The following is a 26,245-nucleotide window of genomic DNA, read 5'->3' as shown; positions in this document are numbered from 1 at the left end:
ATGGAAGAGAAAGTCGCAGTTTCCGATGACAGATGTAGGAAAAAACCTCGGGAGGAAACACTTGATTTTTAAAAAGATTCTCGGGTGTTTTGGTCATGATTCTGAGCGATTTCAGCCCAGGTGACAGCGAGGTTTCAGAGGCCCTGCCGTGGAGGCGTCAGGAACCGTTGGCAGATGACGGAATGAGGAACCCGAGGTTGGGACCCGGACATCGGGATACCAAAAAAACAACTGAAAAACGCGTTGAGTGGTGGAGGACGCTCGCCCCCCAATAGAACTGGATTTCCACGCAATGGATCTGCCCCCCGACAAAACGCGGTGTCTCAGAGAGGGTGCCGTGTCAGGTTTTGGGGTGGCTTCACCACCCAGCGCGGGGCAAGCCCGCTCACCCCAGTAAGCCCGCTCACGCCGTTTGATCAGGTAACGAGTTGGTTGATCTCGATGATCGGCAACAGCACCGCCATCACAATCACCAGCACCACCGCCCCCATCACCACGATCATCAGCGGCTCCAGCAGCGCGGTCATGCCCATGGCCCGGCGTTCGATATCCCGCGACAGCGTCTGCGCTGCACGTTCAAGCATCGGCGGCAGCGAGCCGGTTTTTTCGCCGCTGGCGATCAGGTGGATCAATACCGGCGGAAAGACTTTCTCCACCGCCAGCGCCGGCGCCAGGTTGACCCCTTCGCGTACCTTGGCAGTGGCGTCGTTGACGCACTGGCTCAGGCGCTCGTTGGACAAGGTCTGGCGAGCCGCCTCCAGCGCCCGCAACAGCGGCACGCCAGCACCGCCGAGGATCGCCAGGGTCGAGGCAAACCGCGCCGTGTTCAGACCCAGCACAAAGCGCCCTATCAGCGGCAGGCGTAGCACACGACTGTGCCAATTCAAGCGCGCCACCGGGTTGCGCAGGTACAAACGCCAACTCCAGAAACCGCCGACAATCCCGGCGAAACACAGCCAGCCCCACGCGCGGATAAAGTCGCTGGCGTTGAGCATCGCCAGCGTCAGCCCTGGCAGGTCCTGACGCGCCTGGGAAAACGCACTGACCACCTGGGGCACCACGTAACTGAGCAAAAAAATCACAATGCCGATGGACACCAGCCCCACCACACCGGGGTAGATAAACGCGGTGAGAATCTTGCCGCGCAGGTTGTTGCGTTCCTCGATGTAGTCCGCCAGGCGCTCCATCACCTGGGCCAAGTCACCGGACTCCTCCCCCGCCGCAATCAACGCACGGTAGATCGACGGAAAGTCCCGTGGCCGCGCCGCCAACGCATCCGCCAGGCGCATGCCGCCGCGCACATCCCCACGCACGGCCGCCAACGTCTGGGCGATGTGCTTTTTCTCGGCCTGCTCCACCGTGGCACTCAGCGCCGCCTCCAACGGCAGGCTGGCGCCGAGCAGGCTCGCCAGTTGCCGCGTGGCCCAGGCCAAGTCGTTGTCCGAGAGCTTGGGCGTGAACAGGCTACTGCCCGCCGCCGCTGGCTGGCCGCCTTCGATCTGCACCAACAAGGCCGTCAAACCCCGCCCGCGCAAGTGGGCAAACGCTGCGCTCTGGCTGTCGGCCTCCACATGCCCGACCTCGACTTTGCCGCTGGCATCCGCGGCTTCATAGCGATAGCGATTCATCAGGCGTCCCGTGTCACGCGCAGGATTTCTTCGGGGGCCGTGGCGCCGCTGCGCACCCAGCGCTCACCGTCTTCACGCATGCTGAACATCCCGGCCCGCCGCGCGGCCAGGCGCAAATCCTGCTCGCCGGCGCCCTGATGAATCAGGCTGCGTACATCGTCGTCGACACAGAACAATTCATGGATACCGGTACGCCCGCTGTAACCGACCTGGTTGCAGTGCGAGCACCCCACCGGACGCCAGGTGCCCGGCGCGGCAGGATCTTCCTGCTTGCAATGGGGGCACAGGCGGCGCACCAACCGCTGGGCCAACACACCCAGCAATGACGACGCCAACAGGAACGGCTCGACGCCCATGTCGATCAAGCGGTTCACCGCCGACACCGCATCGTTGGTGTGCAACGTGGCGAGTACCAAGTGACCGGTGAGCGAGGCCTGCACGGCGATCTGCGCGGTCTCCAAGTCGCGGATTTCACCAATCATGATGATGTCCGGGTCCTGACGCAGAATGGCCCGCAGCGCCAGGCCGAAGGTCATGTCGATCTTGGCGTTGACCTGGATCTGGCTGATGCCCGGCAAGTCGTATTCCACCGGGTCTTCCACGGTGAGGATATTGCTGGTGCTCGCGTCCAACCGCGCCAACGCCGCGTACAGGCTGGTGGTCTTGCCACTGCCGGTGGGCCCGGTGACCAGCACAATGCCGTGGGGCTGGCGGATCAAGGTATCGAGGCGCGCGAGCAACTGCGGCTCCATGCCCAGAGTCTCCAACTGCAAACGCCCGGCCTGCTTGTCGAGCAAACGCATCACCACCCGCTCGCCATGCCCGGTGGGCACCGTCGACACTCGAATATCAATCGGCCGCCCGGCCACACGCAACGCAATGCGCCCATCCTGGGGCAGGCGTTTTTCGGCGATGTCGAGTTGAGCCATGATCTTGATCCGCGACACCAACGCGCCATGCAGCGCCTTGCGTGGCGACACCACGTCGCGCAGCGTGCCGTCGACGCGGTAGCGCACCACGGAATGGGTTTCGTAGGGCTCGATATGAATATCACTGGCCTCGTCCCGCGCTGCCTGGGTGAGCAAGGCGTTGATCATGCGGATCACCGGCGCACCGTCCTGGGTGTCGAGCAGGTCAGTGATCTCGGGCATGTCCTGCATCAAGCGGTCGAGGTCGACCTCGTTTTCCGCCGCACCCACCACGGCCGCGGCACTGCCGGTGTCGGCGTAGGCACTGGCCAGGAGACCGTCGAGTTCGTCATCGCGTATCTGCTCAATCCGCGACTGGCCGAACTGCCGTTGCACTTCGCTGATCGACCAGCCGGGAGTTGAGGGGCAGACGGTCAGCAACATGCCGTCCTCGCCGGGGCGCAGGAGGATGCGTTGGGATTTGGCCCAGGCGTAAGGGAGAAGGCTCACAAGGTATCCTCCTGACCGAGCACGGTCCAAATGTGGGAGGGGGCTTGCCCCCGATAGCGGTGGGTCAGTGTGTACATCTGTGGCTGACACACCCTCATCGGGAGCAAGCCCCCTCCCACATTCAAATCTTCATTTGGATTCATGGCCGTGCACCTACCGGTACAGCCCGAATCACCGCCCTCGGCCCCGGCTGCTGCCCCCCCGGAATCGCCTTCTCCACCGAAGGCAACTGCGGCGCCTGCACATCCGGCATCGCCCAACTGTGTTCCGGCTGCAACCCACCCTGCGCCCGACGCATAAACTCATAGCGGTTCAAGGTAATACTGCGCCCCGCCCCACTGTCGCGAATGATGTAAGGCCGCAAAAACACCATCAAGTTGGTCTTGCTCACACTGCGCTTCTCATTGCGAAACAACGCCCCCAACCCCGGAATATCCGATAGCCACGGCACCGCGTCGTTGCTCTGGCTATAGCCATCCTGCAGCAACCCACCCAGCACCATGATCTGCCCGTCATCCAGCAGGATGCTGGTATCGATCGCACGTTTGTTGGTCACCGTGCCCGCTGCCACCGACGCCCGGGAATCCACACTGCTGACTTCCTGATAGATATCCAGCTTCACCGTGCCGCCCTCGGAAATCTGCGGGCGCACGTTTAGCTTGAGCCCCACTTCTTCGCGCTGCACGGTCTGGAACGGGTTATTGCTGGTGCCCCCGCCGCCGGTCACATAACTGCCGGTGACAAACGGAATCGTCTGCCCCACAAAAATGCTCGCCGCTTCGTTATCCAGGGTCAGCAGGTTGGGCGTGGACAGCACGTTGGTGCCGCCCTTGCTCTTCAAGGCGCGGGCCAGCACCTTGAGGTCGAGCACCTTGCCGATCCCTGGAATATCCACAGTGCCGTTGACCAGGCCAATGTTCAGGCCCTTGGGCAACACATCAATGCTGGTAGGACTGGCGGGCGTGCCATTCACACCGCTGCCGCCGAGGTTGACGCCGCCAAACCCGCCTTTGCCCGCCAGGTTGCCGGCCTGCCATTGCACGCCGAATTCCGTGGCGTCGTCCTCGCCAACTTCGACGATCAGGCTTTCGATCACCACTTGGGCGCGGCGTTGATCGAGCATGTCGATCACTTCCCGCAGGTTGCGGTACAGCGGGTCCGGCGCGGAGATCAGCAAGGTGTTGGTGGTGGCGTCGGCCTGGATGGTCACGCCGCCGGCGCTGAACGCAGTGTCCTGATCCTTGGACGGGCTGGCGGTGGAAGGTGAATCCTGGCCATAGCTCGATTGCACGCCACTGCCGGTGGGCGTACCACTGCTGTTCTGCGCATTGCTGGCTGGGGTGGTGTTCTGGCCATTGCCGCCCATGGCGCTGAGTTTGCTGCGCGCCTCGTCGCTGACCCCGGCGTCACTCTCGCCGGTCAGCAACCCGCGCAGCGACTGGGCCAGCTTGCCCGCCTGGGCGTTGCGCAGGTACACCACGTGCATGTTGCTGGGGTTGCTTTGGGCGTTGTCGAGCTTGTAGATCAAGTTACGCGCCAGCTCCGTGCGCTCGGGGCTGCCGGAGCGAATGATGATGGAGTTGGAACGCGGATCGCCAATCACATTGATCTTCTGGGTCTGGTCGGCCCCCTGGGTTTCCAGGAGCTCGGCGACCATGGCCGCGATATCGACAGCAATGCCGTTCTGGATCTGCACCACGTCAGTGTCGATGGCGCTGGGCGTGTCGATGCCACTGATGATCTGCGCGACCCGCGCGAGGTTTTCTGCATAGTCGGTGATGACAATGCTGTTGTTGCCGGGGTAGGCGTTGATCGGGTTGTTTGGCGACACGATGGGGCGCAGCACCGGGATCAGGTTCACCGCGTTTTCGTATTGCAGGCGGAAGGTACGGGTCTGCATGCCGCTGCTGCCGGCGCTGTAGATCGGCCCGCCGAGCAACTTGGCATCGGCCTCCGGCACCACCTGGGCCACGCCGCCGACATCAACCACGCTGAACCCCTGCATGCGCAGCGCCGCCAACAGCATGTCGTAGGCCTGATGCGCGGGGACCTGGCCTTCGCTGACCAGGGTCAGGTTGCCTTTGACACGTGGGTCCACCAGGAACTGCTGACCGGTAGCACGGGACAGTGCGCGCACCACGGCCTGAATATCGGCGTCGACAAAGTTGAGCTGCACCGGTTGGTCGCCCAGCGGATTACGTGCCTTGACGGTCGTCGGGGCCTGGCCTCGGGCGCTGTTGGTCACCCGGTGCTGTATGGCAGGTTTGGGGACAAGTTCGCGCTGGCGATCCAGCACGGTATCGCCGCCGCGGCGGGTCTCGGCCAACGGCTGGCCGAGTTCGCTGTCCACCAACAACGGCTTGGTGGCCTGCTGGGTGCTGCACGCACTGAGCGCCAGCAACAGCAGTGGCGCGGCCATACGAAAAGGGGGGACTGACCACTTCATGAAGCTTCCTTAGCGCCAAGCGCCTGATCCATGCGAACGGTCCCGGACACAGTGCCGGCCGAAGTGTCGACGGTGTCCGGGGCACGCTGCAAACGTGCCTCGGACACTTCCAGAGAAAAGGTTCGGGGATTGCCCAACAACCAGCCCACCACAGCGTCCGCCGGGGCGTTGTCGAAGGTCAGGCGCCAACCGCCAGCATCCAGCGCCTGCAACTGGTAATGCTCGCGCAGACCGGCGCTGTCCAAGGCCTGGCGCAGCGCAGCTTCGTCGGCGGGCCGAGGTGCTGTGACGTCCTGCAACAGCACCTGCAACGCGGCAGCCTGGGCGCGCAGCTTGGGGGTTTCGGCTTGCCAATAGTCGATCTTTTTAAGCGCGGGCTGGACCAGAATCAGCCAGGTCAACAGGCTCGCCAGCACCAGACCGGCCCCCACCAGCATGCGTTTTTCACGCAGGGCCAGGCCGTTCCAGAACACATGGGTCTGGCTGCGTACGCGGTGCCATTTATTCATCGCCGGCTCCAGGTTTTTCCGCGATCTGGGCGGGCGCAATGCTCCACCCACGGTCGTCCCGTGTGGCGGCAAAACCTGCCTGGGCCAACGCGGCTTGCCACTCGCCCTCGGCCGCCGGGCTGCGGCTGTCAGCCAGCAGTTCCAGGTGCAATCGCCCCTGCTCGAAGGTCAGGGTGTCGACGCTGCCCACCATAAACGGCAGATGGCTGCCCACCAGTTGCAGCAGGCTGGGAAAGCGCTGGCCGGGGTCGGCGGCGGCGCCAGTCTGGCGTGCAGTCAGTTGCTGACGGGCCTGCTGCAACGGGTTGAGCACCACCGGCAATTCAGGAAACGCCTGGCGTACCTGCTGGCTCATCAACGCCTTGAGCCGCTGGCCTTCATCCGCCTGGCGGGCGGCGTACAGGTTGAGGCCGACCGTCCACACGACGGCAGCCAACGCGACACAGCCCAGCGCCCTGCCCCAGCCACCGCTGGACGCTTGGCTGAGACGCGCGTGCAGGCCCCAGCTCGGCACGGCACCGGCCCAACGCTGCGCCGCGTCCACCAGCGGCACATCGAGCGCCTGCAAACCCAGCGGGTGCACCGCTGCTTGTTGCAGGCTGTCGCGCGTCAACAAATAGCCTTCATCCAACGCCGCAGCCCCTACCGGCAAGGCATAGGGCGCGGGATACAGGCCGCGCAGTTTGAGTGGCGCCTGCGCCAGGACCTGGCTGAGTCGCTCCAGCCCAGCCTTCGGCACCCAACCAACCTGCACGCGGCCATCGCTTTCGCGCGGGCCGTGAGCCACTTGCATCTGTTCCACTGGGCCGAGGATCAACGCCTGGGCCGCGCAGGCCACGGCGGCATGGGTTTTGGCGGCAGGCAGTGGCGGCAATTCGAGGCTTGTCAGCAGGCTGTCGCAGGGGTGCAGAAAGCAGTCCACCGCGTGGCGGCCCTTGCCCAATTGCGCCAGGCTCTCATGGCCTTCAGAGGCCACCGTGCCACGCTCCCACCAGGCCCATTTCACCCGGCTGTCCACACTCAATTCAGCCAGCGGCGGCAAGGCAATGCGCAAGCGTTTCATACGCCCACCCGCGACCAGATCACCTGGGGCCGGCGGTTTTCCGGACGGTGCAGCAGCGCGTCGAGGGTCACCCGACGTTGCTCCTGCCGCGCCTGGCCTTGCAGGCGAAACCACTCGCTGGTGATGCCGACCTGCACTGAGTCCACCGCCACCTGGGGCAAGTGCAGGCGATTGACGAAATCCCCCCGGTTGATAAACCAATGCCCGCCGTCACGCTCAGCCACCAGCGCCTGGGCCTGGGACAGACTCAGTTGGGGCACCACGGCGCTGAGCACTTCGGCGCGGGCGGTGTTGCCGTTGACCCAAGTCATGTCGGGCAGCACGCTGATATAGGTCTGCATGCGCTGCAACACCGCGGCGTCGAGGCCTTCCACACCGCTCAAGTCATCCAGGCTGCGCAGCATCGGGTACTTGGCGGGCGTATCGAGTTGCGCATAGGACGCGATGACCCGCTGGCTGATACGCCGGCTCACCGCCGGGTCAACGCCGATCAGGCGGCACAGGCGTTCAAAACTCTGCAGTTGCTCGGCATCCACCCGCTGGCGATTGACCAGGTTGCGCAGGTTGAACTTGCCCTGCTCGTCTTCAACCCGACCTTCGAATGTGCCGCCCTGAGCGCGGGCCCAAGGTTGGTCAAGGCGGGTCAGCACGTCTTTCTGGCGCGCCTCCCACAGCATCTGTCGGCTGCGCTCAAGCCCTCCCTGCAACAGCCACTGGCCCTGCGTGCGCATCTGCTCGGCTTCCAGGCTGCGGGTAAACACGGTCTGGCGCGTGAGCATGGCGCCGGCGATCACCGCGACCACGGCGGCGATCAGCAACGCGCTGATAATCGCCATGCCGCGCTGCTTCGCCGCTGGGGGCGAATACTGTTTCATGGCGCGCCTTACAACTGCCAGGAGCCAATATCGGCATTCACGCCATCGCCATCCGGCTGGCCATCGGCGCCGAGGGAGAACACATCGACTTCACCATTGGCGCCCGGGTTGAGGTAGTGATACGGGTGGCCCCACGGGTCATTCGGCAATCGGTCAAGGTAGGCGCGCCAGGTGTTGGTCTTGGCATCCGCCGGGCGTTCCACCAGCACTTTCAGGCCCTGGGTCATGTTCGGGTAAGTGCCGTGGTCGAGGCGGTAGAGTTTCAGCGCCTGCATCAAGCCGCCGATGTCCTGCCTGGCCGCCGTGGCCCGCGCCTGGTCCGGCCGGTCGAGCACCTTGGGCACCACCATCGCCGCCAGAATCCCGAGGATGACCACCACCACCATGATCTCGATCAAGGTAAAGCCACGCTGGCCGCGAGGGCCTGGCAATGGGGACGTTAGGCGCGCGATATCCATCTCGACATTCCTTGGGTTGGGTGCATTTCGTGGCGCAGTGTTGCAAGAACATATGTCAGTCGTATTGAAAATCCTCGGGAGGTTCGGTCGCCAATCGGTCAACTCGCGGCGCTAGTCTGCGGGCCTGTTTACGGGCTTTGAGAGCGCCATGTACGGCCATCGCAACGAGCAAGGATTTACCCTGATTGAAGTGCTGGTGGCGCTGGCGATCATTGCCGTGGCCATGGCCGCCGCTGTGCGTGTGGCCGGATTGATGACCCAGAGCAACGGGCTGCTGCGGGATAAGTCGATGGCGTTGCTGGCGGCCCAAAGTCGCCTGGCGGAGGTGCGCCTGGAGGGCGGCCTGCGCAGCGGCAAGAAGACCTTCGAGTGCGACCAGGGCCGCTTGAAGCTGCGGTGCGAACATACCGTCAGCGCCGATGGCCCGCTCTTTCAAATTAGCGTGTTGGTGCTCGACGCCAGCCGTGAGGCGCCGCCCCTGGCGCGGCTCGCCACCCAGGTCATGGCCGAGTGAGGCGCGGCAACGCAGGGGCATCCGGCAACTTATCGAGGTTGACGCGCAGCTTCTCGCCACCGCGCTCAATCTCCACGCCATCGCCTTCGATAGCCGTCAGCCGCACGCCAGGGCTGAGGCGTTCACCCAAAAGAAAACTGCGCGGCGGGCCGTCGTTGAGGCTGAGGATCGCCACCGCACCGCGCGCGCCAGCGAGTACGCCAGTGACCTTGACCTGCAACGCCGTCGGCGCATTGGCAAACCATTGCAGCGCCGGGTTATCGCTGCGTGCCGCCAGAGCCTGCGGGGTGGCCTGGGGCGTGTGGGATTCGGCGGACGTGAGTAGCAGCGGCGTCCACACCACCCCGCCAGCCAAAGCCGCCAGCAACGCACCGATCTGCACGCCCTGGGCGGGTGAAAAACGCAGGGAAAAAGCCATGAGTGGGACCTCCTGTTTGTCCGTGTCTCCAGCGTACAGGCCAATTCGCACGTTTTTATTTCACAACCTCGCCAGTTCAGCAGGTGCCCCACGATGAAACAGCACGGCTTCACCCTGATCGAGCTAATGGTGGTGCTGGTAATCATCGGCATCGCCAGCGCGGCCATCAGCCTGAGCATCAAGCCTGACCCGCTGCACCTGCTGCGCAAAGACGCCGAGCGCCTGAGCCAATTGCTGCAAGTGGCCCAGGCCGAAGCCCGCGCCGACGGCCGCCCGATTACCTGGCGCGCCGATGCCAAAGGGTTTCGCTTCAACCGTCGCCGTGATGACGGGATGGGCATGGAGGCGTTCCAAGGCGATGCCCAATTGCGCCCACGCTTATGGGAGAGCACGCCGATGCAAATCAACATCGAACCCCGGCAAACCCTGGTGCTCGATGCCGAGTGGATCAACCCACCCGTGCGTGTGGTGCTGTCCGACGGGCAACACAGCCTAAGCCTGCAACGCGATGCCGCCGGTTTGATGCGCGTGGTGAGCCAGCCATGAGTTCATCGCAGAAAGGCTTCACCCTGATCGAAGTGATGGTGGCGATCATGTTGATGGCGGTGGTCAGCCTGATCGCCTGGCGCGGCCTCGACAGCGTGACCCGCGCTGATCATCACCTGCAGGCGAGCACGGAACAGACTGAGGCGTTGTTGCGAGTGCTGAACCAGCTGCAGCGGGACATCAGCCTCCGGGCCAGCGTCGAACTGACCGCACCGACAGACGACGCCGACGGACTGGCCGCGGTGACGGTGCGCAGCTCTGACAGCAAGGGGTTTGAGTTGGACGTGATTCGTCGTGCACCGGTCGCCGGGGATGGGCTGCAACGGGTGCGCTGGTGGCTCAAGGGCGACAACCTGTATCGCGCGGCGGCGCCTGCGCGGGATCGGTTTCCGTTGCCGGCGGCCAAGGATGGCGTGGTGGTGTTGACGGGGGTGAGCGATTTGCAGGTGCGGGTGTGGGAGACGGATAAGGGCTGGCGGCAGTTGAGTGGGAATCGGCGGGGGGATCCTTTGGGGTTGGAGGTTAGGCTGGTCAGGCAGACCGCTCAGGGGGTTGAGCGGTATCGGCAGGTTTTGGGGCCTTTGCGGGTGGGGGAGTGATTGGGGGCATATCCGTTATTTGGGTGATGGCCGCTTAGGGTTCCGCCCTTACGGCGGCTCACTTTGGAAAAGCCCCAAAGTAAGCAAAGGGCTCTTGCCCCAACACTCGGCACCTCGCCTAGGCTCGGTGTGCCCGCACTCCGGCTTGAATCCGTGGGCCGCCGCGATGGGCCATCCATGGCCCAGCGCGGCTAACCCGGCGTCCTGCCGGGTTACCCACGGATTCAAGCCTGCGTTCGGCCAGCGTGTTTGACGGGGCGCCTAAGATCAAAATCAAGATCACAATCAAAAGCGCAGATCAAAAGACCGCTGACTTCGTCAGCGAAAAGGATGTAAGAGCCAGATCAAAAGCACATCAAAAGCAGAGCAAAAGCAGAGCAAAAGCGGGACAGCAGGACAGCAGGACAGCAGGACAGCAGGCTAAAACCTATCTGTCTGATCTATGGAGATCAAACTGTGGGAGGGGGCTTGCTCCCGATAGCAGTGGGTCAGTCACAACTGCATCAACTGACACACCCTCATCGGGAGCAAGCCCCCTCCCACATTTGAAATGAGGTCGACCTGAGAACCCGGTCGGCTCTAAGGCCGCCGCGCTCTTGCTTTTGATCTGAAATCGCCCCGTCAACCACGATGGCCGGAATTCGACGTTGATTTGGGGGGTAAACCGGCAGGGATGCCGGTTTAGCCGCCCTGCGCCATGGATGGCGCGTGGCGGCGGCCCCCCAAATCAATGTCGGATTACGGGCATGCCGAGCTTAGGCGAGGCACCGAGTGGTGGGGCGAAGGCCTTTTGGTTACTTTTGTCTGGGCCGGCATTCCGGCCTTTACAAAAGTGACCCGCTGTAAGAGCGGAACCACAAGCCGTCGTTACCTAAATAACGGATATGTACACCCTAACGGATACGTACACCCTAACGGATATGTACGCCGACACACCTCAACTCAACAAAACAACCCCCCCAGGCAACTCCGTACACTTAGCCCCATAAGCATCCCGTATCAACAACGCCACGCCCGCCAACTGCTGCAAACTAAACCGCGCCTGCACCCGCCGCTGCCCCAGTTCCTTGTTAAGCAACACCAACATCCCCGGCCGATAGCGGTTGATCTCATCCACCACCGTCGCCAACGTCGCGTTGTCAAACACCAGCACCTGCTCACGCCAGGCCACCACCGACTGCGTATCCACGGTGATCACGTCACTGACCCCGGCAGCGCCGTAGCTCATTTGCCGACCACGGCCCAAACTCACGCTGTTGCCGCCCACGTCCACCGACAGCGACCCTTCGATACAGGTGACACACACCCTGTGATCGGTATGACGCACATTGAACCGCGCCTGCGCCGCACTGACCCAGCCCTCCCCGGCCTGGACCTTGAGCGGCTGCGCAATATGGGCGACGACCTCGACCTCGCCTTCGAGCAATTCAATCCCCTGACCCACCCGGCTGATGCGCGTCTGGGTATTGAGTTCCAGGCTCACGCCGTCACTCAACAGCACTTGGCGCTGCTCGCCGACCTCAGTGCGATAGTCCGCCGTCAGCCCGGAAAACCCGCCCGGCACGCCGACGCGCACCATCACCACCGCCGCCGACGCGGCAATCGCGGCCCCCAGAAATGCGCGACGCCCGAACTGACGCGGCGCAGACGGTTGCTCAAGCGCCGGTGCCAATTGCTGCCACAACCCCTTCGCCTGCTCAAACGCCTGGGCATGCTCCGCGCTCTGGGCGCACCAGGCTTTGAGGGCCTTGGCATCGGCCACGGTGGCGCGGCCCGAGGTCAGCAGGAGCAGCCAGTCGCGGGCTTCATCGTGCAAGGGGCTGGCGGCGGATTGCCGGGCGATGGAGAGGCTAAAAATGTTCAAGCGCGCACATACTCACGGTTTTATCAGGGACTCAACACTAAGACGGTTTTCCGGCGCCGGGACCGAACCGCTGGATCACTTTTCTTTCCAGACGTTTGGCGCAATGACCCAGTGCGGCCTTGATTTCCTTCTCGACCATGCGCGTGGAAATGCCGAAGCGCTGGGAGATTTCCAGGTGCGGCGCCTCTTCCAGGCGGGCGGCGATCAGGATCTTGCGTCGGCGCGAGGGCAGTTCATACAGGGCTTTGACCAGGGACTGGATTTCACGTTGACCGCCCACCACCCGCGACGGGTCCTGGGCTTCGTCGGCGCTTTGCAGCAGTTCTTCCACTTCGCTGCCGGTCAGCAAACGGGCGTCGGCCTCGCGGCGGTCGGCAGCGATGTTCAGGGCCATGCGGTACAGGTAAGCATTGGGTTGCGCCAGGTTCGGCGGCATCTCCATGCGGTCAACTCGCAGGTAGGTTTCGTGCAACACGTCATTGGCCAGGTCCTCCGAGCCCAGACGCTTGCGCAAACGCACCTTGAAATCTTCGTAAGAGGCCAGGAACAAGCTGACCATCGTGCTGTGCCCGGTATTTTTCATCCGCCCGAGGCTCCTTTTACGGCTGTGCATTCCATGCGTGTTCCTGTGGTGTCGGGCATCAAGAGCAAAGTCACCGGTTGACGCAGTGAACTCGGCGCCGGGCGTTCCACCCGTGCAGCGCCCAAGCTGCGGACCAGTGCTTCATCGCGTTGTTCATCGCCGGTGGAGCTGACCAGCCGGCTGTGTTCGATCATGCCGTCGCGGTTGACCCACACCTGCACCAGCGCACGAAAACTGCCGGGCCGAGTCAGGGGCGAACGGCACAGGCTGGTCTCGATGGCCTGCTGCAAGGCCGTGGCGTAGCTGTTATTGATCCGTGCAGCACTGCGGGCCGCCGCACCATGCGCCGGGGGCGGTTGGCTGACCTCGGGCAACTGCAAGGTAAACGCATCGCTGCGTGCATAACGTGCCATCAGGCCGCTCCCTGTCAGCAACATCGCCAGAGCCTCCTGCGCCGTGAAGCGACCGCGCACGGCGAGGGAGCGTCGGCCCTGCGTCAACTCGCGGTCCACGAGCACCGCTATCCCCGTCGCGCGGCTATAGGCCTGCAGGGCGTGTTCAAGGTCTTGCGCGGGCAGGCTCAGCAGCAACAGCGGCGACTGCGCTCGCGCAACCCCGCCGCCGGCCAGCAGCAACAGCAAGACCAGGGCGCATACGGCGCGCCTCCAGGCTCCCTGTTCACCCCCTGCGTAGCATCGCTGCACGGCCGACGCGCCCTAGAAAACCGTCATCCTGAGGCCCGTTTATGAACCTGATGTTACGGTGATAGCAAAAAAAACATCACGGTGACGAGAAGCCCGCTGCACTAGACTCTCAAGCCATACCGGCCCACTCCTTCGGGCCTGCCAGGAGGCCATGATGAAACTGCTCCCGACCCTCGCCAGCCTGTTGCTGTGCGCCGCCCTGCCCTTACTCGCCCACGCCGACAATGCGCCAAGCGGTTGCACCGAGGTCACGGTGGATGGGTACAAGGCGCCGGATTACGGCTGCCTGGGCCAACAAATGGGCAATGACACGAATGCAACCAAGGCGGCGAAGAAAAACCGTGAGGCGCAGCATCTTTCTATCGAGCAGCGGCCGCCGAACGCCGTGGGCTTATCCACCCCGGCGGCAACCAGCGTGCGCATGGGCAATACGTTTGGTACGTAGGTCAAGCCGCAACGGCCGTGAGCCTTTTGACGAAATTTTCATCTTTGCCCCCCTATGATCGGCCACCTCGTTGGGGAGTAACCGGCTTCTGACCCCGTTGGAAGCGTTCGTATCAACATATTCGGCAACCTGCCGTGGTGCGAACACCGTTTTTCGGTTGGTGAGACCAGCGACACATCCATGCCTAAAGTCGGGCGCGTGGTTGTGTCGTTGTGTCCTATAGCCCGACTGGAAGCCTCACCGTGAAACCCATTTCCCTGATTCTTCTCGCCCTGGCCATGTCCACGGACGCCTTCGCGGCGGCCATCGGCAAAGGCTCCAGCCTGCACAAACCGCGTTTGACCGAAGCCCTGCGTGCCGGTGTGATTTTTGGTGTGATCGAAGCCATCACCCCGATGATCGGCTGGGCGATCGGCCACGTGGCCACCCGTTGGGTGGAAAGCTGGGACCACTGGATCGCCTTCACCCTGCTGGTCGGTTTGGGCCTGCACATGATCTGGAACGGGCTCAAGGCCGATGACGAAGAAGCCGAGAAACCGACCCAGCACTCGTTCATGATCCTCGCCGTCACGGCGTTTGCCACCAGCATCGATGCGATGGCAGTGGGTGTTGGCCTGGCGTTCGTCGACGTGAATATCCTGGTGGCCTCCGCCGCGATTGGCCTGGCGACCATGACCATGGTGACCATCGGCATGATGCTCGGGCGGGTGCTGGGCACCGTGGTGGGCAAGCGTGCCGAGATGGTCGGCGGCGTGGTGTTGATGCTGGTGGGTGCGACGATTCTTTACGAGCATCTCTCGGTCTGACGTGCACACATAACAAATGTGGGAGGTGGCTTGCCACCGATGGCGGTGGGTCAGTCAATGATGCTGTGACTGTACTACCGTTATCGGGGGAAAGCCCCCTCCCACAGGGGTTCTACGGTGGCTTGGAGGTCGAGTTTTCAGGCCGCGTGGCTTTCCTTCTTCAAACTCTCCATATCGATCACGAACCGATACTTCACATCGCCCTTGAGCATCCGCTCATACGCTTCGTTGATGCCTTGGATGTCGATCATCTCCACGTCCGAGACAATCCCGTGCTTGGCGCAGAAGTCGAGCATGTCCTGGGTCTCCTGGATCCCACCGATCAGCGAACCAGCCAGGCTGCGGCGCTTGAAAATCAGGTTGAACACGGTCGGCGACGGGTGCGGGCTGTCGGGGGCGCCGACCAGGGTCATGGTGCCGTCGCGCTTGAGCAGGTTAAGGAACGCATCGAGGTTATGCGGCGCGGCGACGGTGTTGAGGATGAAGTCCAGGCTGTTGGCGACCTTGGCCATTTCGTCTGGGTTCTTCGACACCACCACGTGGTCGGCGCCCAGGCGCAGGCCGTCTTCGCGTTTGTTGGGTGAGGTGGTGAACAGCGTGACCTCTGCGCCCATGGCGTGGGCGATCTTCACCGCCATGTGGCCGAGGCCGCCGAGGCCGACCACACCGACCTTCTTACCGGGCCCGACCTTCCAGTGATGCAGCGGTGAATACGTGGTGATGCCCGCACACAACAACGGCGCCACGGCGGCCAGGTTGGAATCGTCGTGGGAGATGCGCAGCACGAACTTCTCCTTGACCACGATGCTGTCCGAGTAGCCGCCAAAGGTATTTTCACCGCCGAACACCGGGCCGTTGTAGGTGCCGGTAAAACCGCTCTCGCAGTATTGCTCTTCGCCCTCGGCGCACGAGGCGCAGTGCTGGCAACTGTCGACCATGCAGCCGACACCGGCGAGATCGCCGACCTTGAATTTGCTGACATTGGCGCCGACTGCCGTCACACGGCCGACGATTTCATGGCCGGGGACCGACGGGTAAAGGGTGTTGTTCCACTCGTTGCGCACGGTGTGCAGGTCGGAGTGGCACACGCCGCAATACAGGATGTCGATCTGTACATCGTCAGCCCCTGGCGCGCGGCGCTCGAAGGTAAAGGGCTTGAGGACATCCTTGGCGTTCTGGGCGGCGTAGCTGTAAGTCTTGGCCATTTCGTTCACCTGTGTGATCTGACGGTAGAGGTCAGTGGACCAGCATAGACGCTGAACCGTTCAACCAAGCACACCCATACAAGCCCTTCGTCAGGTTTACGGCAATAGTGAGCTAGAGTCTTCTCGCCCCCTCAATCAGGAGTTTTCCATGAGCACATTCGTTGCCAAAGACGGTACCCAGATCTACTTCAAGGACTGGGGCAGCGGTAAGCCCGTGCTGTTCAGCCACGGCTGGCCGCTGGATGCCGACATGTGGGAATACCAGATGGAATACCTGAGCAGCCGTGGTTACCGCACCATCGCGTTCGACCGCCGTGGCTTTGGCCGTTCGGACCAGCCGTGGACCGGCAACGACTACGACACCTTCGCCGATGACATCGCGCAGTTGATCGAACACTTGGACCTCAAGGAGGTGACCCTGGTGGGCTTCTCCATGGGCGGTGGCGATGTTGCGCGCTACATCGCACGCCACGGCAGTGCCCGGGTTGCCGGCCTGGTGCTGCTGGGTGCAGTGACGCCGATCTTCGGCCAGAAGCCCGATTACCCACAGGGCGTGCCGACCGATGTGTTCGACGGTATCAAGGCCGGTTTGCTGAAAGACCGTGCGCAGTTCATCGCTGATTTCAACACGCCGTTCTTCGGCATCAACAAGGGCCAGACCGTTTCCGAAGGTACGCTGACCCAGACCCTGCAAATCGCGATGCTGGCGTCCCTCAAGTCGACCGTGGATTGCGTCACGGCCTTCTCCGAAACCGACTTCCGCCCGGACATGGCCAAGATCGACGTGCCGACCCTGGTGATCCATGGCGATGGCGACCAGATCGTGCCGTTCGAAACCACCGGTAAAGTGGCCGCCGAGATGATCAAGGGCGCCGAATTGAAGGTCTACAAAGATGCGCCCCACGGGTTTGCCGTGACCCACGCCCAGGCGTTGAACGAAGACTTGCTGGCGTTCCTGAAGCGCTGAAACCGCTCTCCTTATTTAGCCGGGCTTGCCCGGCTTTTTTTATTCAGGCAAAACGCTGACCGAGCACAAAACGCCCCGGCCCGGCGATCAGCACGCTGGTAAAGAGGATCAGCAACAACCACCCAAACTGCCCTTCAAACAATGTCCACTCTGGATGCACGACCACCATGGCGATCAACAGCACCGCCAGGATGGGCAGGCATGCCAGGCGCACCAGCACGCCGACAAGGATCAGCAACGGGCACAGCACTTCGGCAAAAATCGCCAGCAGCAGCGTGACGTGTGCGCCGAGGTGAAACGGGTCTTCGATCAGCTTCAGTTGTTCGCTGTAATTGAGCAATTTGGGCAAGCCGTGTACCCACAGCAGGAACAACGCCCCGCTCGCCCGCAGAAACAACAGCCCCAGATCCTGATGTCTTGATTCGTTCATAGGTGTTCCCTGTTGGTTGACACATCGATTGTGTCCACAGAGCGCCACTCAAGATTGCAAGCCTGTGCTGACCTTTACTCCCCCGTCCCCGCAAACCCCGCGACGATTTCATCGATGACTACCCGCACCCGCGCGGTGTGGCGCAGGTCGGCGTGGGTCACCAGCCACACGTCATAAGGCACCGGCCGCGTGCGCTCGGGCCAAAGGCGAACCAGGCCGTCACGCTCGCCGGTGTACACCGGGATCTCGCCGATACCGAGCCCGGCGGCAATGGAGCGGCGCACCAGCAGGCTGGAACTCAACGCCGCGACAATGCGCCCACGGCCCAAGGGTTCGGACACCAGGGTCAGGTCTTTGTGGGTTTGCAGATAGGGTTGGTAGACCACCAGATCGTGGCCTTCAAACAGGCTGCCGGGCTCGGGAATCCCGTGGCGATCGACGTAAGCCTGGGAAGCAAACAACCCCAGCGGCCATCGAGCGATGCGACGGGCTATCAGGTCGGGGCTGTCGGGACGGGTGTTGCGCACGGCAATGTCGGTTTCACGTTTGGCCAGGCTCAGGAACTGGGTCGATGCGTCCAACTGCACGCGCACATCCGGGTGCTGGGCGTGGAGGCGCGCAATCGCAGGGATCATAAAGTCGATGGCCAGGGAATCGGTGGTGCTGACCCGTACGGTACCGGTCAGGCGGTCATCCAGGCCTTGGATCTGCCGCTCCAGGTCCAGGGCCGAACGCTCCATTTTTTCCACCGAGTGCAACGCGGCTTCGCCCACGGCGGTCAAGGCGTAGCCCTCGGAGGTGCGCAGGAACAGCGTCGCGCTCAAGGACTTTTCCAGGGCGTTGACCCGCCGCCCGACGGTGGCCTGGTCCACCCCCAGCACCCGTGCAGCGCCGCGCAGTGTGGACTCGCGGCATACCGCCAGGAATACCCGTGCGTCATCCCAATTCATGCGTACTCCTTATGCTGCATATCTGCATCACTGTGCCGTGTAATCGCTGCATTATTGCACCGACGTTCCTCGATATGCTGGGCGCCAGAGAAAAATACTCAGGACCGCCACCATGCAAGACACTCAAGCACGCAGCACCGTCTGGCTGCCCATCTTCGCCGGCCTGTGCGCCAGCCTGGTCAGCATCGGCCTGGCGCGGTTTGCCTACACGCCGTTGATTCCATCGCTGATCCAGGCCCACTGGTTTAGCGCCAATGACGTGGTGTACCTCGGCGCCGCCAACCTGGTGGGTTACCTGATCGGCGCGCTGATAGGCCGCCCCCTCGCCCAACGCAGCTCCAACAAAAGCGCCTTGCGTCTGATGATGGTGGCGGTGACCCTGGCGTTTTTTGCCTGTGGTTTTCCGTTGTCGGTGACGTGGTTCTTCGGCTGGCGCCTGCTGTCGGGCATTGCCGGTGGCGCGATCATGGTGCTGGTGGCCGCGACCGTGTTGCCCCATGTACCGGCCGCACGCCGAGGCCTGGCCAGTGGCGCGATCTTCCTGGGCATCGGTTTGGGGATTGCCGGTTCGGGCACACTGGTCCCACCGCTGCTGAGCCTGGGTTTGCAGCAGACCTGGTTCGGTCTCGGTCTGTTGGCGGTGGTGCTGACGGCCGCCAGTTGGTTCGCCTGGCCCAACGGCACGCAGCATGAAGCACCGCAACCGGCGGGCAGCACGTTGCCGACCCCTGCTGGCGTGTACCTGCTGTTTGCCCAATACGCCTTTATGGCGGCGGGCCTGGTGCCGGCGATGGTGTTTCTGGTGGATTACGTGGCCCGCGGCCTGGGTGCCGGGGCGCATATCGGCGCGATGATCTGGGTGATGTACGGCCTGGGCTCGATTGTGGGGCCCGTCACTTATGGGTTCCTGGCAGACAAGCTCGGCGCACGCTTGAGCATCCGCGTGGTGTTGCTGGTGCAGGCGATTGCCGTTGGTATGTTGCCGTTCGCCGGCTCGTTTACGGCCCTGGCGGTACTGGCGGTCATCCTCGGCTCCTTCCCGCCGGGCATCGTGCCGCTGGCGCTGGCGCGGGTGCACGAACTGATCCCCAATCATCACCAACAGCAGGTCGCCTGGAGCCGTGCCACGGTGTCCTTTGCCACCTTTCAGGCGGTCGCGGGCTTTGCTTACTCAGCCCTGTTCAATGCGAGCGGCGGCCAGCATGCGCTGTTGTTCATGATCGCGGCCGGGGCGATAGTGGTCGCCCTTGCACTGGAACTGGTCATGCTTTTGCTGAACCGCCGGCCGCCCGACGCGGTCCCACCCCATACGCTCATCGCTGCAGGTAACTTCAAATGATGCTCCCTAACGACATGACCCTGATCGAAATCACCACGCCCGGTGGCCCAGAGGTGCTCCAACCGCGCCAGGCGCAAGTGCCCGTGGCCGGTCCCGGCGAGATCCTGATCCGCGTGCACGCCGCCGGGGTGAATCGCCCCGACGCCCTGCAACGTGCGGGCAAATACCCGATGAAGCCCGGCATGAGCCCGATTCCGGGTTTGGAAGTGGCCGGTGAAGTGGTGGCGCTGGGCGACGGCGTGACCGCGTTCAGCCTGGGCGACAAGGTGTGCGCCCTGACCAATGGCGGCGGTTATGCGCAGTTTTGCGCGGTGCCCGCTGGCCAGGCTTTGCCGATCCCCGAGGGCATGGACTGGATTCAAGCCGCCGCCGTACCGGAAACCTTCTTCACTGTGTGGGCCAACCTGTTCGGCCTCGGCGATGCGCACACCGGCCAACGCGTGCTGATCCACGGCGGCACCAGCGGCATCGGTACGACCGCGTTGATGCTGTGCCGCGAATTCGGCATCCAGGCTTTCGCCACCGCCGGCAGCGCCGACAAATGCGCGGCCATTGCGAAGCTGGGCGCCACGCCGATCAATTACCGCGAGCAGGACTTCGCCGACGTCATTGCCCAACAGACTGACGGCCAGGGTGTGGATGTGATCCTAGACATCATGGGAGCCTCGTATCTCAACAACAATCTCAAGGCCCTGGCCATGGACGGCCACTTGGTAATGCTGGGTTTCCTCGGCGGCGCCAAGGCCAACGACGTCGACCTGCTGACCATCCTCGGCAAACGCGCGGTGATTACCGGTTCGCTGTTGCGCGCGCGCAGCAAGGATGAAAAAGCCGCGATTGCCGAACAGTTGCGTGAATACATTTGGCCGGTACTGGAAGCCGGGCGCTGCTTGCCGATCATCGACAAGGTGTACGAATACACCGACGCGGCCCAGGCCCATGCGCGGATGGAAGGTGGGGATCATATTGGCAAGATTGTCTTGCGGGTCGCGTAACCAGCAGGCATTAGATAGCAAATGTGGGAGGGGGCTTGCCCCCGATTGCAGTGGGTCAGTCAATGCTGCTGTGACTGTCCTGCCGCCATAGGGGGCAAGCCCCCTCCCACATTGGTTGCATGACTACCCGAGGTACGTGGGGTAGTCGATATACCCTTCCTCACCCCCACCATACATCCCCTCTTCCCGCAGTGGATTCAGCGGCCACCCGTTGAATATCCGCTGCGGCAGATCCGGGTTGGCAATAAACGGCCGACCAAACGCGATCATATCCGCCAGCCCTGCTTCCACCAGTTTCGCGCCGCGTTCAGCGGTATAGCGCCCGGCATAGATAATGCGGCCACTGAAGGTGCTGCGCACGGCTTCACGGAAGCTGTCGGGCAGGATGGGCGCATTGTCCCAGTCGGCTTCGGCGATGGAGACATAAGCAATGCCTGACGCTTGCAGCACTTTGATCGCTTCGATGTAGGTGTGGTGCGGGTCTTCTTCCACCAGGCCGATGTACACACGGTCTTCGTCGGTGCCGCTGAACAACGGTGAAAAACGCACGCCAAGGCGTTCCGGGCCGACCACGGCGCTGACCGCTTCGACGATCTCACGCAGAAAGCGCAGACGGTTTTCCAGTGAGCCACCGTACTCATCGTCGCGGGTGTTGGAATGGGCCGAGATGAACTGGTTGACCAGGTAACCATTGGCCGAATGGATTTCCACCCCGTCGAACCCTGCGTCCAGGGCATTGCGCGCAGCCTGGGCGTAGTGCCCGACCAGTTGCTTGACCTCAGCAGTGCTCAACGCACGCGGCACGGGTGGTTGCACCAGTTCGCCGGTGCCAGGCCCGGTGGCGATAAAAGCTTTGGCTTGCAAGGCCGCCAGCGCAGATGGCGCCACGGGTGCTGCGCCGTCGGGCTGCAAGGCGTTATGGGACACGCGCCCCACATGCCACAGTTGCGCGAAGATCACCCCGCCGTCGGCATGCACCGCGTCGGTGACTTTGCGCCAGCCGTCGATCTGCGCCGGGCTGTAGATGCCCGGCGTCCAGGCATAGCCCTGGCCACGGGGTTCAATCTGCGTGCCTTCGCTGACCATGAATCCGGCGCTGGCACGCTGACGGTAATACTCAGCCATCAGATCGGTGGCGATATCGCCGGGCTGGGCGCTGCGTTGGCGGGTCAGCGGCGGCAGCACGACACGGTTAGTCAGGGTGTGATTGCCCAGTTTTACCGGGGTACTTAAAACGTTGTCAGTCATGGATTTTTCCAAATTTTGGGCGCACGAAAGCATTGGCGACTCTAAAGAGTCGCCAACGAATCGAGCGGTTGATTAAGTTAAGCGGTGAGTTTCAGCAGGGCCTTGGCGACATCGCTGGAACTGCCGGGGTTCTGCCCGGTGACCAGCAAGCCATCAACGATAACGAAGGATGCCCAGTCGGCGCCCTTCTCATACTTGCCACCCAATTTCTTGAATTCATCTTCAATCAGGAAAGGCACCACCTTTGTCAGGCCTACGGCGTCTTCCTCAGAGTTGGAGAAACCGGTCACGCGACGGCCTTTGATCAACGGCTCACCGTTGACCGCCTTGACGTGACGCAGCGCGCCTGGTGCGTGGCAGACAAAACCAATCGGCTTGCCAGCACGCTCAAAGGATTCGATCAGCGCGATGGACACCGGCGATTCCGCCAAGTCCCACAGCGGGCCGTGGCCGCCTGGGTAAAACACCGTGTCGAAGGCGTCCACGTTGACCGTGTCCAGCTTGACGGTATTGGCCAGCGCCTGCTGCGCCGCCGAGTCGGCCGCGAAGCGATGGGTCTGCTCGGTTTGCGCATCCGGTTCGTCGCTGACCGGGTCCAACGGCGGCTGGCCACCGGCTGGGGATGCCAGTACCACGTCGGCGCCGGCGTCCTTGAACGCGTAATACGGAGCGGCAAACTCTTCGAGCCAGAAGCCGGTCTTGCGGCCGGTGTCGCCAAGCTGGTCGTGAGAGGTCAGTACCATTAATACTTTCATTTTCCAGTGCCTCGATCAGTGAATGTCAGTGTGTTCAGGGTGACCCAACAACTGTCGGGTCAGCAGCAACGCCTCATCAAACGGCGCGGATGTAAGGGTGATCTTGCTCATGACACTGCTTCCCAGCCACAGCGCATACAGCTGCTGGGCCAAGTCCTGTGGGCGGTGTTGAAGCCGCAATGAGCCGTCTTCAACGCCGCGCTGCAGCGCCACAGCGAGTAATGCAATGGTGCGCGAAGTGCCGCGTTGCAGGGCCAAACGCATCGGCTCTGAAAGGTCAGACACCTCCGCACCCAGTTTGACGGCAAGGCATTTGCCCGCTTCGGTGCAGCCGGTCTGATTGTCGATCCAGGCGTCCCAATAGCGCATCAACTTGGCGTGCTGGGATAAACCCGGTTGGTCGAACAGTTGCTGCATACCGTGCACGTAGTGGTCGAAGTAGGTGTCGAGCAACACAACACCGAAGCCATCTTTAGAGGTGAAGTAGTGATAGAACGACCCCTTGGGCACCTCGGCCGCTTGAAGGATTTCGTTCAGGCCCACCGCAGAAAATCCCTTGCGGCCGACAAGCACTTGCGCCGCATCCAGAATGGTCTGTCGTGTATTTTTGGTTTCGCTGCTCATGCTTGACTCCAACCGATTAGACCAGTCGTCTAGTTCGTTGAGGCAATGTTAGGGGCCGAGTCGAACCCTCACAATGTCAGATACGCAAGGATTCCGGACATCGCCCGAGGCGGGTTGCCGTTTACCCGGCACGCGCCGACAATCCACCCCCCCGCGCCCCTTGGAGAATGAAGATGCACAGCGTTGCGCTGATGGTTTACCCGAACTTTCAATCCCTGAGCCTCAGCCTGGGCTCGGTGTTCGAGTGCGCGAACCTGTTGCGGGGCGAGCCCGCCTATGAATTTCACCTGGTGTCAGAGCGTGGCGGCGCGGTGATGACCTCCCAGGGTTTTTCGGTGAACACCTCGCCGATTCGGCCCGAGGGCTATGACACCCTGATCGTGAGCGGCTACCTGGAATTCCGCCTGCCGGAGGCCAACCTGCTGGAGTTGGTCAAGGCCGCTTCGGCGCAATCACGCCGAGTGGCCTCGTTGTGCATGGGCATCTTTGTGCTGGCCGAAGCCGGATTGCTGGAGGGCAAGCGCACCACCACTCACTGGATTCACGCCCCGGCGTTTCGCAAGCGCTACCCGGATATCCATCTGGAGGAAGACAAACTGTTTGTGGTGGACGGCCAAGTGTGGACCGGCGCGGGCATGAGCGCCGGCGTGGACATGGCGTTGGCCATGGTGGAGAACGACCTGGGCAGCGACCTCGCCCGGCGCATTGCACGCAAACTGGTGATCGCCCAGCGCCGCGGCAGTGAGCAGTCGCAATTGTCGGCGTTGCTGGAACTGGACCCCAAGTCCGACCGCGTGCAACTGGCCCTGGCCTACGCCCGCGAGAATCTCACCCATGACCTGTCCGTGGAAGCGCTGGCGGATGTTGCCCGTTTGAGCCCACGCCAGTTCAGTCGGGTGTTCCGCGAAGAAACCGGACAAACCCCAGCCAAGGCCATCGAAGCCCTGCGCGTGGAAGCGGCGCGGGCGATGATGGAAACCAGTCGTCACCCGGTTGAAGTGGTGGCCCGCGAAACCGGCTTTGGTGATCGCGAGCGCATGCGTCAGGCGTTTCTACGGGCGTTCGGGCAACCGCCCCAAGCGATGCAGCAGGCGTTTAATGCAGCGCCGCACGCGTAATCAAATAGCTCACCAACTGCGGCTCATCGTCCAGCTCGATGGTCTGCACCGGGCGCGGCAGGTTGTCCAGCACCGCGCGCCAGAACGCCTGGGACACTTCGTCCTGGTCATAAAACCGCACCAACCAATCCGATACGCCGCTGCACAGCACCTGGGTGGCGATGGCGCGGCCGATGCCTTTGCGGCGATAGCGCTTGAGAATAAACAGGTCGGCCAGTTCCAGGGCGTCGATGCCAGGCAACTCACTGCCTTCGATCAGCAGAAAGCCGGCGATATAGCCGTCGACCAGCAACAGGTTGGCGCTCCACTGCGGGTCTTGCCAGTAGCGCGTCAGGTGTTCGTCATGGATATAGAAACGGCCGTCCGCCTCGACATCTTCCTGCTCCCAGTCCGACGACTCGTAGGCGTAGTACTGGTAAAGATTGCGGATCAACTCGGATGCTTCAGGGCCGGTCTGGATCAGTTCCACTGTAGTTTCAGGCATTAGGCTCTCGATCAAAAAACGCAGGGCGCCATTGTTCACAAAACCTCGGCGCAGTCCAATAGCGCCGCGAACCTTTCTACTTGCTGAACCGATTGCAAATAGCCGTTGGCCCTGCCGAAGCGCTGAAACATTTCGAATAGACTTCGCCGAAATCTCCCTTTTCTGAAGGACACGTATTTTGACGAACGTCTGTTCCGCCGGCCTGGATGTGGGCTTTGCGTCCCTGGATTACCTGCAGATTTTTATCCTCGGTGTGATCCAGGGCTTTACCGAACTGCTGCCGGTCTCCTCCACCGCCCATATGCGCGTAGTGCCCGCCCTGCTCGGCTGGCAGGATCCCGGTTCGGCCTTTTCGGCGGCCATGCAATTGGCCGCACTGGCGGCGGTGGTCAGTTATTTCTGGCGCGATGTGCGCCAGGTGACCACGGGCAGCATCGGGGCGGTGCGCCGGGGCGACTACAACGACCGTTGGTTCAAGCTTGCGGTGGCGATCGTGCTGGCGACGATCCCTATTGGCATCGCCGGCCTGGCGTTGTCGTCGACGTTGAACGCCTGCAACTCGCCATTGCGCGGTTTGATGGTGATCGGCATTTCCTGCCTGGTGATGGCGGTGTTACTGGCGGCGGCCGAGCTGCGTGCCCGGCATACCCGCGAGATGAGCGAGATGCGCCTGCGCGATGCGCTGATCGTCGGTGTGGCACAGATTGGCGCGTTGATTCCTGGGGTGTCGCGTTCCGGCTCGACCCTCACCGCGGCGCTGTTCCTCAACTTCAAACGTGAAGAAGCCGCGCGGTTTTCCTTCCTGCTGGGCCTGCCGGCCATTGCCCTGGCCGGTTTGAAAGAACTGTGGGCGCTGCTGCGCGCCGACCTGCCGGCCCACGCATGGCCACACCTGTTGTTTGGCCTGGTGGTGGCGAGCGTCTCGGCGTTTTTTGCAATCTGGGGCCTGATGAAGTTTTTGGAGCGGTTCTCCACCTGGCCGTTCGTAATCTACCGGGCGCTGCTGGGGGTGTTCCTGATTGTGGCGGTGAGTACCGGGTTATTGGCCGGGTAAGGCGGTGTGCGCTTAAGGAATGAGCGGGCTTCGGTGGGGAGATTGCTTCTGTGGTGGGGTTGCTTCTGTGGTGAGCTTGCTTCTGTGGTGAGCTTGCTTCTGTGGTGAGCTTGCTTCTGAGATGAGTTACCTCTGTGGTGAGTTTGCTTCTGAGATGAGTTGCCTCTGTGGTGAACTTGCTTCTGAGATGAGTTGCCTCT

General features: G+C 62.6%; 27 protein-coding genes and 1 pseudogene. 10 read left to right on the top strand and 18 right to left on the bottom strand.

The features are described from left to right. Nucleotides 1-416: 416 nt before the first annotated feature. The 7 genes from gspF to gspG all read right to left on the bottom strand — a co-directional run bounded on the left by gspF (nucleotide 417) and on the right by gspG (nucleotide 8,397). Nucleotides 417-1,628: a type II secretion system inner membrane protein GspF gene (gene gspF, locus CFE50_RS21950; protein WP_095185996.1), complete on the bottom strand. Its 1,212-nt coding sequence runs from the start codon at nucleotides 1,626-1,628 to the stop codon at nucleotides 417-419. Beyond that, complete coding sequence (gene gspE, locus CFE50_RS21945) at nucleotides 1,628-3,046, bottom strand: type II secretion system ATPase GspE (protein ID WP_032885400.1); 1,419 nt, start codon at nucleotides 3,044-3,046, stop codon at nucleotides 1,628-1,630. The genes gspF and gspE overlap by 1 nt, the downstream gene beginning before the upstream one ends. A 139-nt stretch (nucleotides 3,047-3,185) precedes the next feature. Continuing rightward, nucleotides 3,186-5,492 (bottom strand): type II secretion system secretin GspD, encoded by a 2,307-nt coding sequence (gene gspD, locus CFE50_RS21940; protein WP_181644540.1) that lies wholly within the window; start codon nucleotides 5,490-5,492, stop codon nucleotides 3,186-3,188. Continuing rightward, nucleotides 5,489-6,001: a type II secretion system protein M gene (locus CFE50_RS21935; protein WP_122681462.1), complete on the bottom strand. Its 513-nt coding sequence runs from the start codon at nucleotides 5,999-6,001 to the stop codon at nucleotides 5,489-5,491. The genes gspD and CFE50_RS21935 overlap by 4 nt, the downstream gene beginning before the upstream one ends. Next, nucleotides 5,994-7,064 (bottom strand): type II secretion system protein GspL, encoded by a 1,071-nt coding sequence (gene gspL / locus CFE50_RS21930; RefSeq protein ID WP_181644539.1) that lies wholly within the window; start codon nucleotides 7,062-7,064, stop codon nucleotides 5,994-5,996. Before gspL ends, CFE50_RS21935 begins: the two co-directional genes overlap by 8 nt. Beyond that, the gene (gene gspK, locus CFE50_RS21925; protein WP_163034928.1) at nucleotides 7,061-7,939 is read right to left on the bottom strand and encodes a type II secretion system minor pseudopilin GspK; all 879 of its coding nucleotides are present in this window, start codon (nucleotides 7,937-7,939) and stop codon (nucleotides 7,061-7,063) included. The genes gspL and gspK overlap by 4 nt, the downstream gene beginning before the upstream one ends. 8 nt (nucleotides 7,940-7,947) lie before the next feature. Beyond that, complete coding sequence (gene gspG, locus CFE50_RS21920; protein ID WP_032885405.1) at nucleotides 7,948-8,397, bottom strand: type II secretion system major pseudopilin GspG; 450 nt, start codon at nucleotides 8,395-8,397, stop codon at nucleotides 7,948-7,950. Nucleotides 8,398-8,545: 148 nt separating this feature from the next. On the opposite strand from gspG, the gene gspI reads away from it, so the two are divergent. Beyond that, nucleotides 8,546-8,911: a type II secretion system minor pseudopilin GspI gene (gene gspI, locus CFE50_RS21915; protein ID WP_286737214.1), complete on the top strand. Its 366-nt coding sequence runs from the start codon at nucleotides 8,546-8,548 to the stop codon at nucleotides 8,909-8,911. Here gspI and CFE50_RS21910 read toward each other — a convergent pair. Further along, nucleotides 8,898-9,329, bottom strand: a complete 432-nt coding sequence (locus tag CFE50_RS21910) for a type II secretion system protein N (protein ID WP_032885407.1) — start codon at nucleotides 9,327-9,329, stop codon at nucleotides 8,898-8,900. The genes gspI and CFE50_RS21910 overlap by 14 nt on opposite strands. 93 nt (nucleotides 9,330-9,422) lie before the next feature. On the opposite strand from CFE50_RS21910, the gene gspH reads away from it, so the two are divergent. Both gspH and CFE50_RS21900 read left to right on the top strand, forming a co-directional pair. After that, complete coding sequence (gene gspH, locus CFE50_RS21905) at nucleotides 9,423-9,875, top strand: type II secretion system minor pseudopilin GspH (RefSeq protein WP_032885408.1); 453 nt, start codon at nucleotides 9,423-9,425, stop codon at nucleotides 9,873-9,875. Continuing rightward, entirely contained in the window at nucleotides 9,872-10,474 is a 603-nt protein-coding gene (locus CFE50_RS21900) for a type II secretion system protein GspJ (protein ID WP_122681458.1), read from the top strand. The genes gspH and CFE50_RS21900 overlap by 4 nt, the downstream gene beginning before the upstream one ends. A 937-nt stretch (nucleotides 10,475-11,411) precedes the next feature. Here the strand turns inward: CFE50_RS21900 and CFE50_RS21895 are convergent. From CFE50_RS21895 to CFE50_RS21885, 3 genes are read right to left on the bottom strand one after another with little or no spacing between them, the layout of a single operon-like run. Beyond that, on the bottom strand, nucleotides 11,412-12,338 hold the full coding sequence (locus CFE50_RS21895; protein WP_122752921.1) for a FecR family protein: 927 nt from the start codon (nucleotides 12,336-12,338) through the stop codon (nucleotides 11,412-11,414). A gap of 37 nt (nucleotides 12,339-12,375) precedes the next feature. Beyond that, nucleotides 12,376-12,921 (bottom strand): RNA polymerase sigma factor, encoded by a 546-nt coding sequence (locus CFE50_RS21890; protein ID WP_032888437.1) that lies wholly within the window; start codon nucleotides 12,919-12,921, stop codon nucleotides 12,376-12,378. Further along, a complete protein-coding gene (locus tag CFE50_RS21885) occupies nucleotides 12,918-13,562 on the bottom strand; it encodes a secretin and TonB N-terminal domain-containing protein (protein ID WP_181644475.1) in 645 nt (214 codons plus the stop codon). The genes CFE50_RS21890 and CFE50_RS21885 overlap by 4 nt, the downstream gene beginning before the upstream one ends. A gap of 217 nt (nucleotides 13,563-13,779) precedes the next feature. Between CFE50_RS21885 and CFE50_RS21880 the strand changes: the two genes are divergently transcribed. Together CFE50_RS21880 and mntP are read left to right on the top strand one after the other, a co-directional pair. Next, complete coding sequence (locus CFE50_RS21880) at nucleotides 13,780-14,070, top strand: hypothetical protein (protein WP_286737216.1); 291 nt, start codon at nucleotides 13,780-13,782, stop codon at nucleotides 14,068-14,070. Nucleotides 14,071-14,312: 242 nt separating this feature from the next. Continuing rightward, nucleotides 14,313-14,876, top strand: coding sequence for a manganese efflux pump MntP (mntP, locus tag CFE50_RS21875; protein WP_286737213.1), 564 nt, complete (start codon nucleotides 14,313-14,315; stop codon nucleotides 14,874-14,876). 137 nt (nucleotides 14,877-15,013) lie between these two features. Here the strand turns inward: mntP and CFE50_RS21870 are convergent, their stop codons facing one another. Continuing rightward, complete coding sequence (locus CFE50_RS21870; protein ID WP_181644476.1) at nucleotides 15,014-16,081, bottom strand: NAD(P)-dependent alcohol dehydrogenase; 1,068 nt, start codon at nucleotides 16,079-16,081, stop codon at nucleotides 15,014-15,016. 148 nt (nucleotides 16,082-16,229) lie between these two features. Here CFE50_RS21870 and CFE50_RS21865 point away from each other — a divergent pair, with 148 nt between their 5' ends. After that, entirely contained in the window at nucleotides 16,230-17,048 is an 819-nt protein-coding gene (locus CFE50_RS21865; protein WP_032888427.1) for an alpha/beta fold hydrolase, read from the top strand. A gap of 43 nt (nucleotides 17,049-17,091) precedes the next feature. Here CFE50_RS21865 and CFE50_RS21860 read toward each other — a convergent pair whose 3' ends face one another. Continuing rightward, nucleotides 17,092-17,478, bottom strand: coding sequence for a DoxX family protein (locus CFE50_RS21860; protein WP_099601888.1), 387 nt, complete (start codon nucleotides 17,476-17,478; stop codon nucleotides 17,092-17,094). A gap of 74 nt (nucleotides 17,479-17,552) precedes the next feature. Continuing rightward, nucleotides 17,553-18,428, bottom strand: a complete 876-nt coding sequence (locus tag CFE50_RS21855; protein WP_032888423.1) for a LysR family transcriptional regulator — start codon at nucleotides 18,426-18,428, stop codon at nucleotides 17,553-17,555. Nucleotides 18,429-18,540: 112 nt separating this feature from the next. On the opposite strand from CFE50_RS21855, the gene CFE50_RS21850 reads away from it, so the two are divergent. Both CFE50_RS21850 and CFE50_RS21845 read left to right on the top strand, forming a co-directional pair. Further along, nucleotides 18,541-19,767: a YbfB/YjiJ family MFS transporter gene (locus tag CFE50_RS21850; RefSeq protein ID WP_181644477.1), complete on the top strand. Its 1,227-nt coding sequence runs from the start codon at nucleotides 18,541-18,543 to the stop codon at nucleotides 19,765-19,767. Continuing rightward, a complete protein-coding gene (locus CFE50_RS21845) occupies nucleotides 19,764-20,762 on the top strand; it encodes an NAD(P)H-quinone oxidoreductase (RefSeq protein ID WP_122681475.1) in 999 nt (332 codons plus the stop codon). Before CFE50_RS21850 ends, CFE50_RS21845 begins: the two co-directional genes overlap by 4 nt. A 123-nt stretch (nucleotides 20,763-20,885) precedes the next feature. Here the strand turns inward: CFE50_RS21845 and CFE50_RS21840 are convergent, their stop codons facing one another. The 3 genes and pseudogenes from CFE50_RS21840 to CFE50_RS21830 form a co-directional block, all read right to left on the bottom strand. Then, a complete protein-coding gene (locus CFE50_RS21840; protein WP_181644480.1) occupies nucleotides 20,886-22,010 on the bottom strand; it encodes an alkene reductase in 1,125 nt (374 codons plus the stop codon). A 77-nt stretch (nucleotides 22,011-22,087) separates the two neighbouring features. After that, nucleotides 22,088-22,765: a type 1 glutamine amidotransferase domain-containing protein gene (locus tag CFE50_RS21835; protein WP_032888414.1), complete on the bottom strand. Its 678-nt coding sequence runs from the start codon at nucleotides 22,763-22,765 to the stop codon at nucleotides 22,088-22,090. Next, nucleotides 22,762-23,389: pseudogene (locus tag CFE50_RS21830) on the bottom strand (TetR/AcrR family transcriptional regulator). Before CFE50_RS21830 ends, CFE50_RS21835 begins: the two are co-directional and overlap by 4 nt. Nucleotides 23,390-23,562: 173 nt before the next feature. Between CFE50_RS21830 and CFE50_RS21825 the strand changes: the two are divergent. Beyond that, nucleotides 23,563-24,507: a GlxA family transcriptional regulator gene (locus CFE50_RS21825; protein ID WP_032888410.1), complete on the top strand. Its 945-nt coding sequence runs from the start codon at nucleotides 23,563-23,565 to the stop codon at nucleotides 24,505-24,507. Here CFE50_RS21825 and CFE50_RS21820 read toward each other — a convergent pair. Further along, the gene (locus CFE50_RS21820; protein WP_032888441.1) at nucleotides 24,485-24,991 is read right to left on the bottom strand and encodes a GNAT family N-acetyltransferase; all 507 of its coding nucleotides are present in this window, start codon (nucleotides 24,989-24,991) and stop codon (nucleotides 24,485-24,487) included. The genes CFE50_RS21825 and CFE50_RS21820 overlap by 23 nt on opposite strands. A gap of 178 nt (nucleotides 24,992-25,169) precedes the next feature. On the opposite strand from CFE50_RS21820, the gene CFE50_RS21815 reads away from it, so the two are divergent. After that, nucleotides 25,170-26,045, top strand: coding sequence for an undecaprenyl-diphosphate phosphatase (locus CFE50_RS21815; RefSeq protein ID WP_181644481.1), 876 nt, complete (start codon nucleotides 25,170-25,172; stop codon nucleotides 26,043-26,045). The last annotated feature ends 200 nt before the right edge of the window (nucleotides 26,046-26,245 follow it).

The sequence above is a fragment of the Pseudomonas sp. PGPPP4 genome (assembly GCF_002256045.1).
Taxonomy (GTDB): domain Bacteria; phylum Pseudomonadota; class Gammaproteobacteria; order Pseudomonadales; family Pseudomonadaceae; genus Chryseomonas; species Chryseomonas oryzihabitans.
Note: the sequence above shows the minus strand (reverse complement) of the source record. Positions and strands in the feature narration are given on the sequence as shown.

What these genes read in the sequence shown, in the direction of transcription:
- CFE50_RS21840 (WP_181644480.1), bottom strand. Translation starts at nt 22,010, where the DNA reads ATGACTGACAACGTTTTAAGTACCCCGGTAAAACTGGGCAATCACACC.
- gspF (WP_095185996.1), bottom strand. Translation starts at nt 1,628, where the DNA reads ATGAATCGCTATCGCTATGAAGCCGCGGATGCCAGCGGCAAAGTCGAG.
- gspG (WP_032885405.1), bottom strand. Translation starts at nt 8,397, where the DNA reads ATGGATATCGCGCGCCTAACGTCCCCATTGCCAGGCCCTCGCGGCCAG.
- CFE50_RS21845 (WP_122681475.1), top strand. Translation starts at nt 19,764, where the DNA reads ATGATGCTCCCTAACGACATGACCCTGATCGAAATCACCACGCCCGGT.
- gspH (WP_032885408.1), top strand. Translation starts at nt 9,423, where the DNA reads ATGAAACAGCACGGCTTCACCCTGATCGAGCTAATGGTGGTGCTGGTA.
- gspK (WP_163034928.1), bottom strand. Translation starts at nt 7,939, where the DNA reads ATGAAACAGTATTCGCCCCCAGCGGCGAAGCAGCGCGGCATGGCGATT.
- CFE50_RS21865 (WP_032888427.1), top strand. Translation starts at nt 16,230, where the DNA reads ATGAGCACATTCGTTGCCAAAGACGGTACCCAGATCTACTTCAAGGAC.
- CFE50_RS21890 (WP_032888437.1), bottom strand. Translation starts at nt 12,921, where the DNA reads ATGAAAAATACCGGGCACAGCACGATGGTCAGCTTGTTCCTGGCCTCT.
- gspL (WP_181644539.1), bottom strand. Translation starts at nt 7,064, where the DNA reads ATGAAACGCTTGCGCATTGCCTTGCCGCCGCTGGCTGAATTGAGTGTG.
- gspI (WP_286737214.1), top strand. Translation starts at nt 8,546, where the DNA reads ATGTACGGCCATCGCAACGAGCAAGGATTTACCCTGATTGAAGTGCTG.
- CFE50_RS21910 (WP_032885407.1), bottom strand. Translation starts at nt 9,329, where the DNA reads ATGGCTTTTTCCCTGCGTTTTTCACCCGCCCAGGGCGTGCAGATCGGT.
- CFE50_RS21850 (WP_181644477.1), top strand. Translation starts at nt 18,541, where the DNA reads ATGCAAGACACTCAAGCACGCAGCACCGTCTGGCTGCCCATCTTCGCC.
- CFE50_RS21900 (WP_122681458.1), top strand. Translation starts at nt 9,872, where the DNA reads ATGAGTTCATCGCAGAAAGGCTTCACCCTGATCGAAGTGATGGTGGCG.
- CFE50_RS21870 (WP_181644476.1), bottom strand. Translation starts at nt 16,081, where the DNA reads ATGGCCAAGACTTACAGCTACGCCGCCCAGAACGCCAAGGATGTCCTC.
- gspD (WP_181644540.1), bottom strand. Translation starts at nt 5,492, where the DNA reads ATGAAGTGGTCAGTCCCCCCTTTTCGTATGGCCGCGCCACTGCTGTTG.
- CFE50_RS21880 (WP_286737216.1), top strand. Translation starts at nt 13,780, where the DNA reads ATGAAACTGCTCCCGACCCTCGCCAGCCTGTTGCTGTGCGCCGCCCTG.
- CFE50_RS21855 (WP_032888423.1), bottom strand. Translation starts at nt 18,428, where the DNA reads ATGAATTGGGATGACGCACGGGTATTCCTGGCGGTATGCCGCGAGTCC.
- CFE50_RS21820 (WP_032888441.1), bottom strand. Translation starts at nt 24,991, where the DNA reads ATGCCTGAAACTACAGTGGAACTGATCCAGACCGGCCCTGAAGCATCC.
- CFE50_RS21835 (WP_032888414.1), bottom strand. Translation starts at nt 22,765, where the DNA reads ATGAAAGTATTAATGGTACTGACCTCTCACGACCAGCTTGGCGACACC.
- CFE50_RS21935 (WP_122681462.1), bottom strand. Translation starts at nt 6,001, where the DNA reads ATGAATAAATGGCACCGCGTACGCAGCCAGACCCATGTGTTCTGGAAC.
- CFE50_RS21825 (WP_032888410.1), top strand. Translation starts at nt 23,563, where the DNA reads ATGCACAGCGTTGCGCTGATGGTTTACCCGAACTTTCAATCCCTGAGC.
- CFE50_RS21860 (WP_099601888.1), bottom strand. Translation starts at nt 17,478, where the DNA reads ATGAACGAATCAAGACATCAGGATCTGGGGCTGTTGTTTCTGCGGGCG.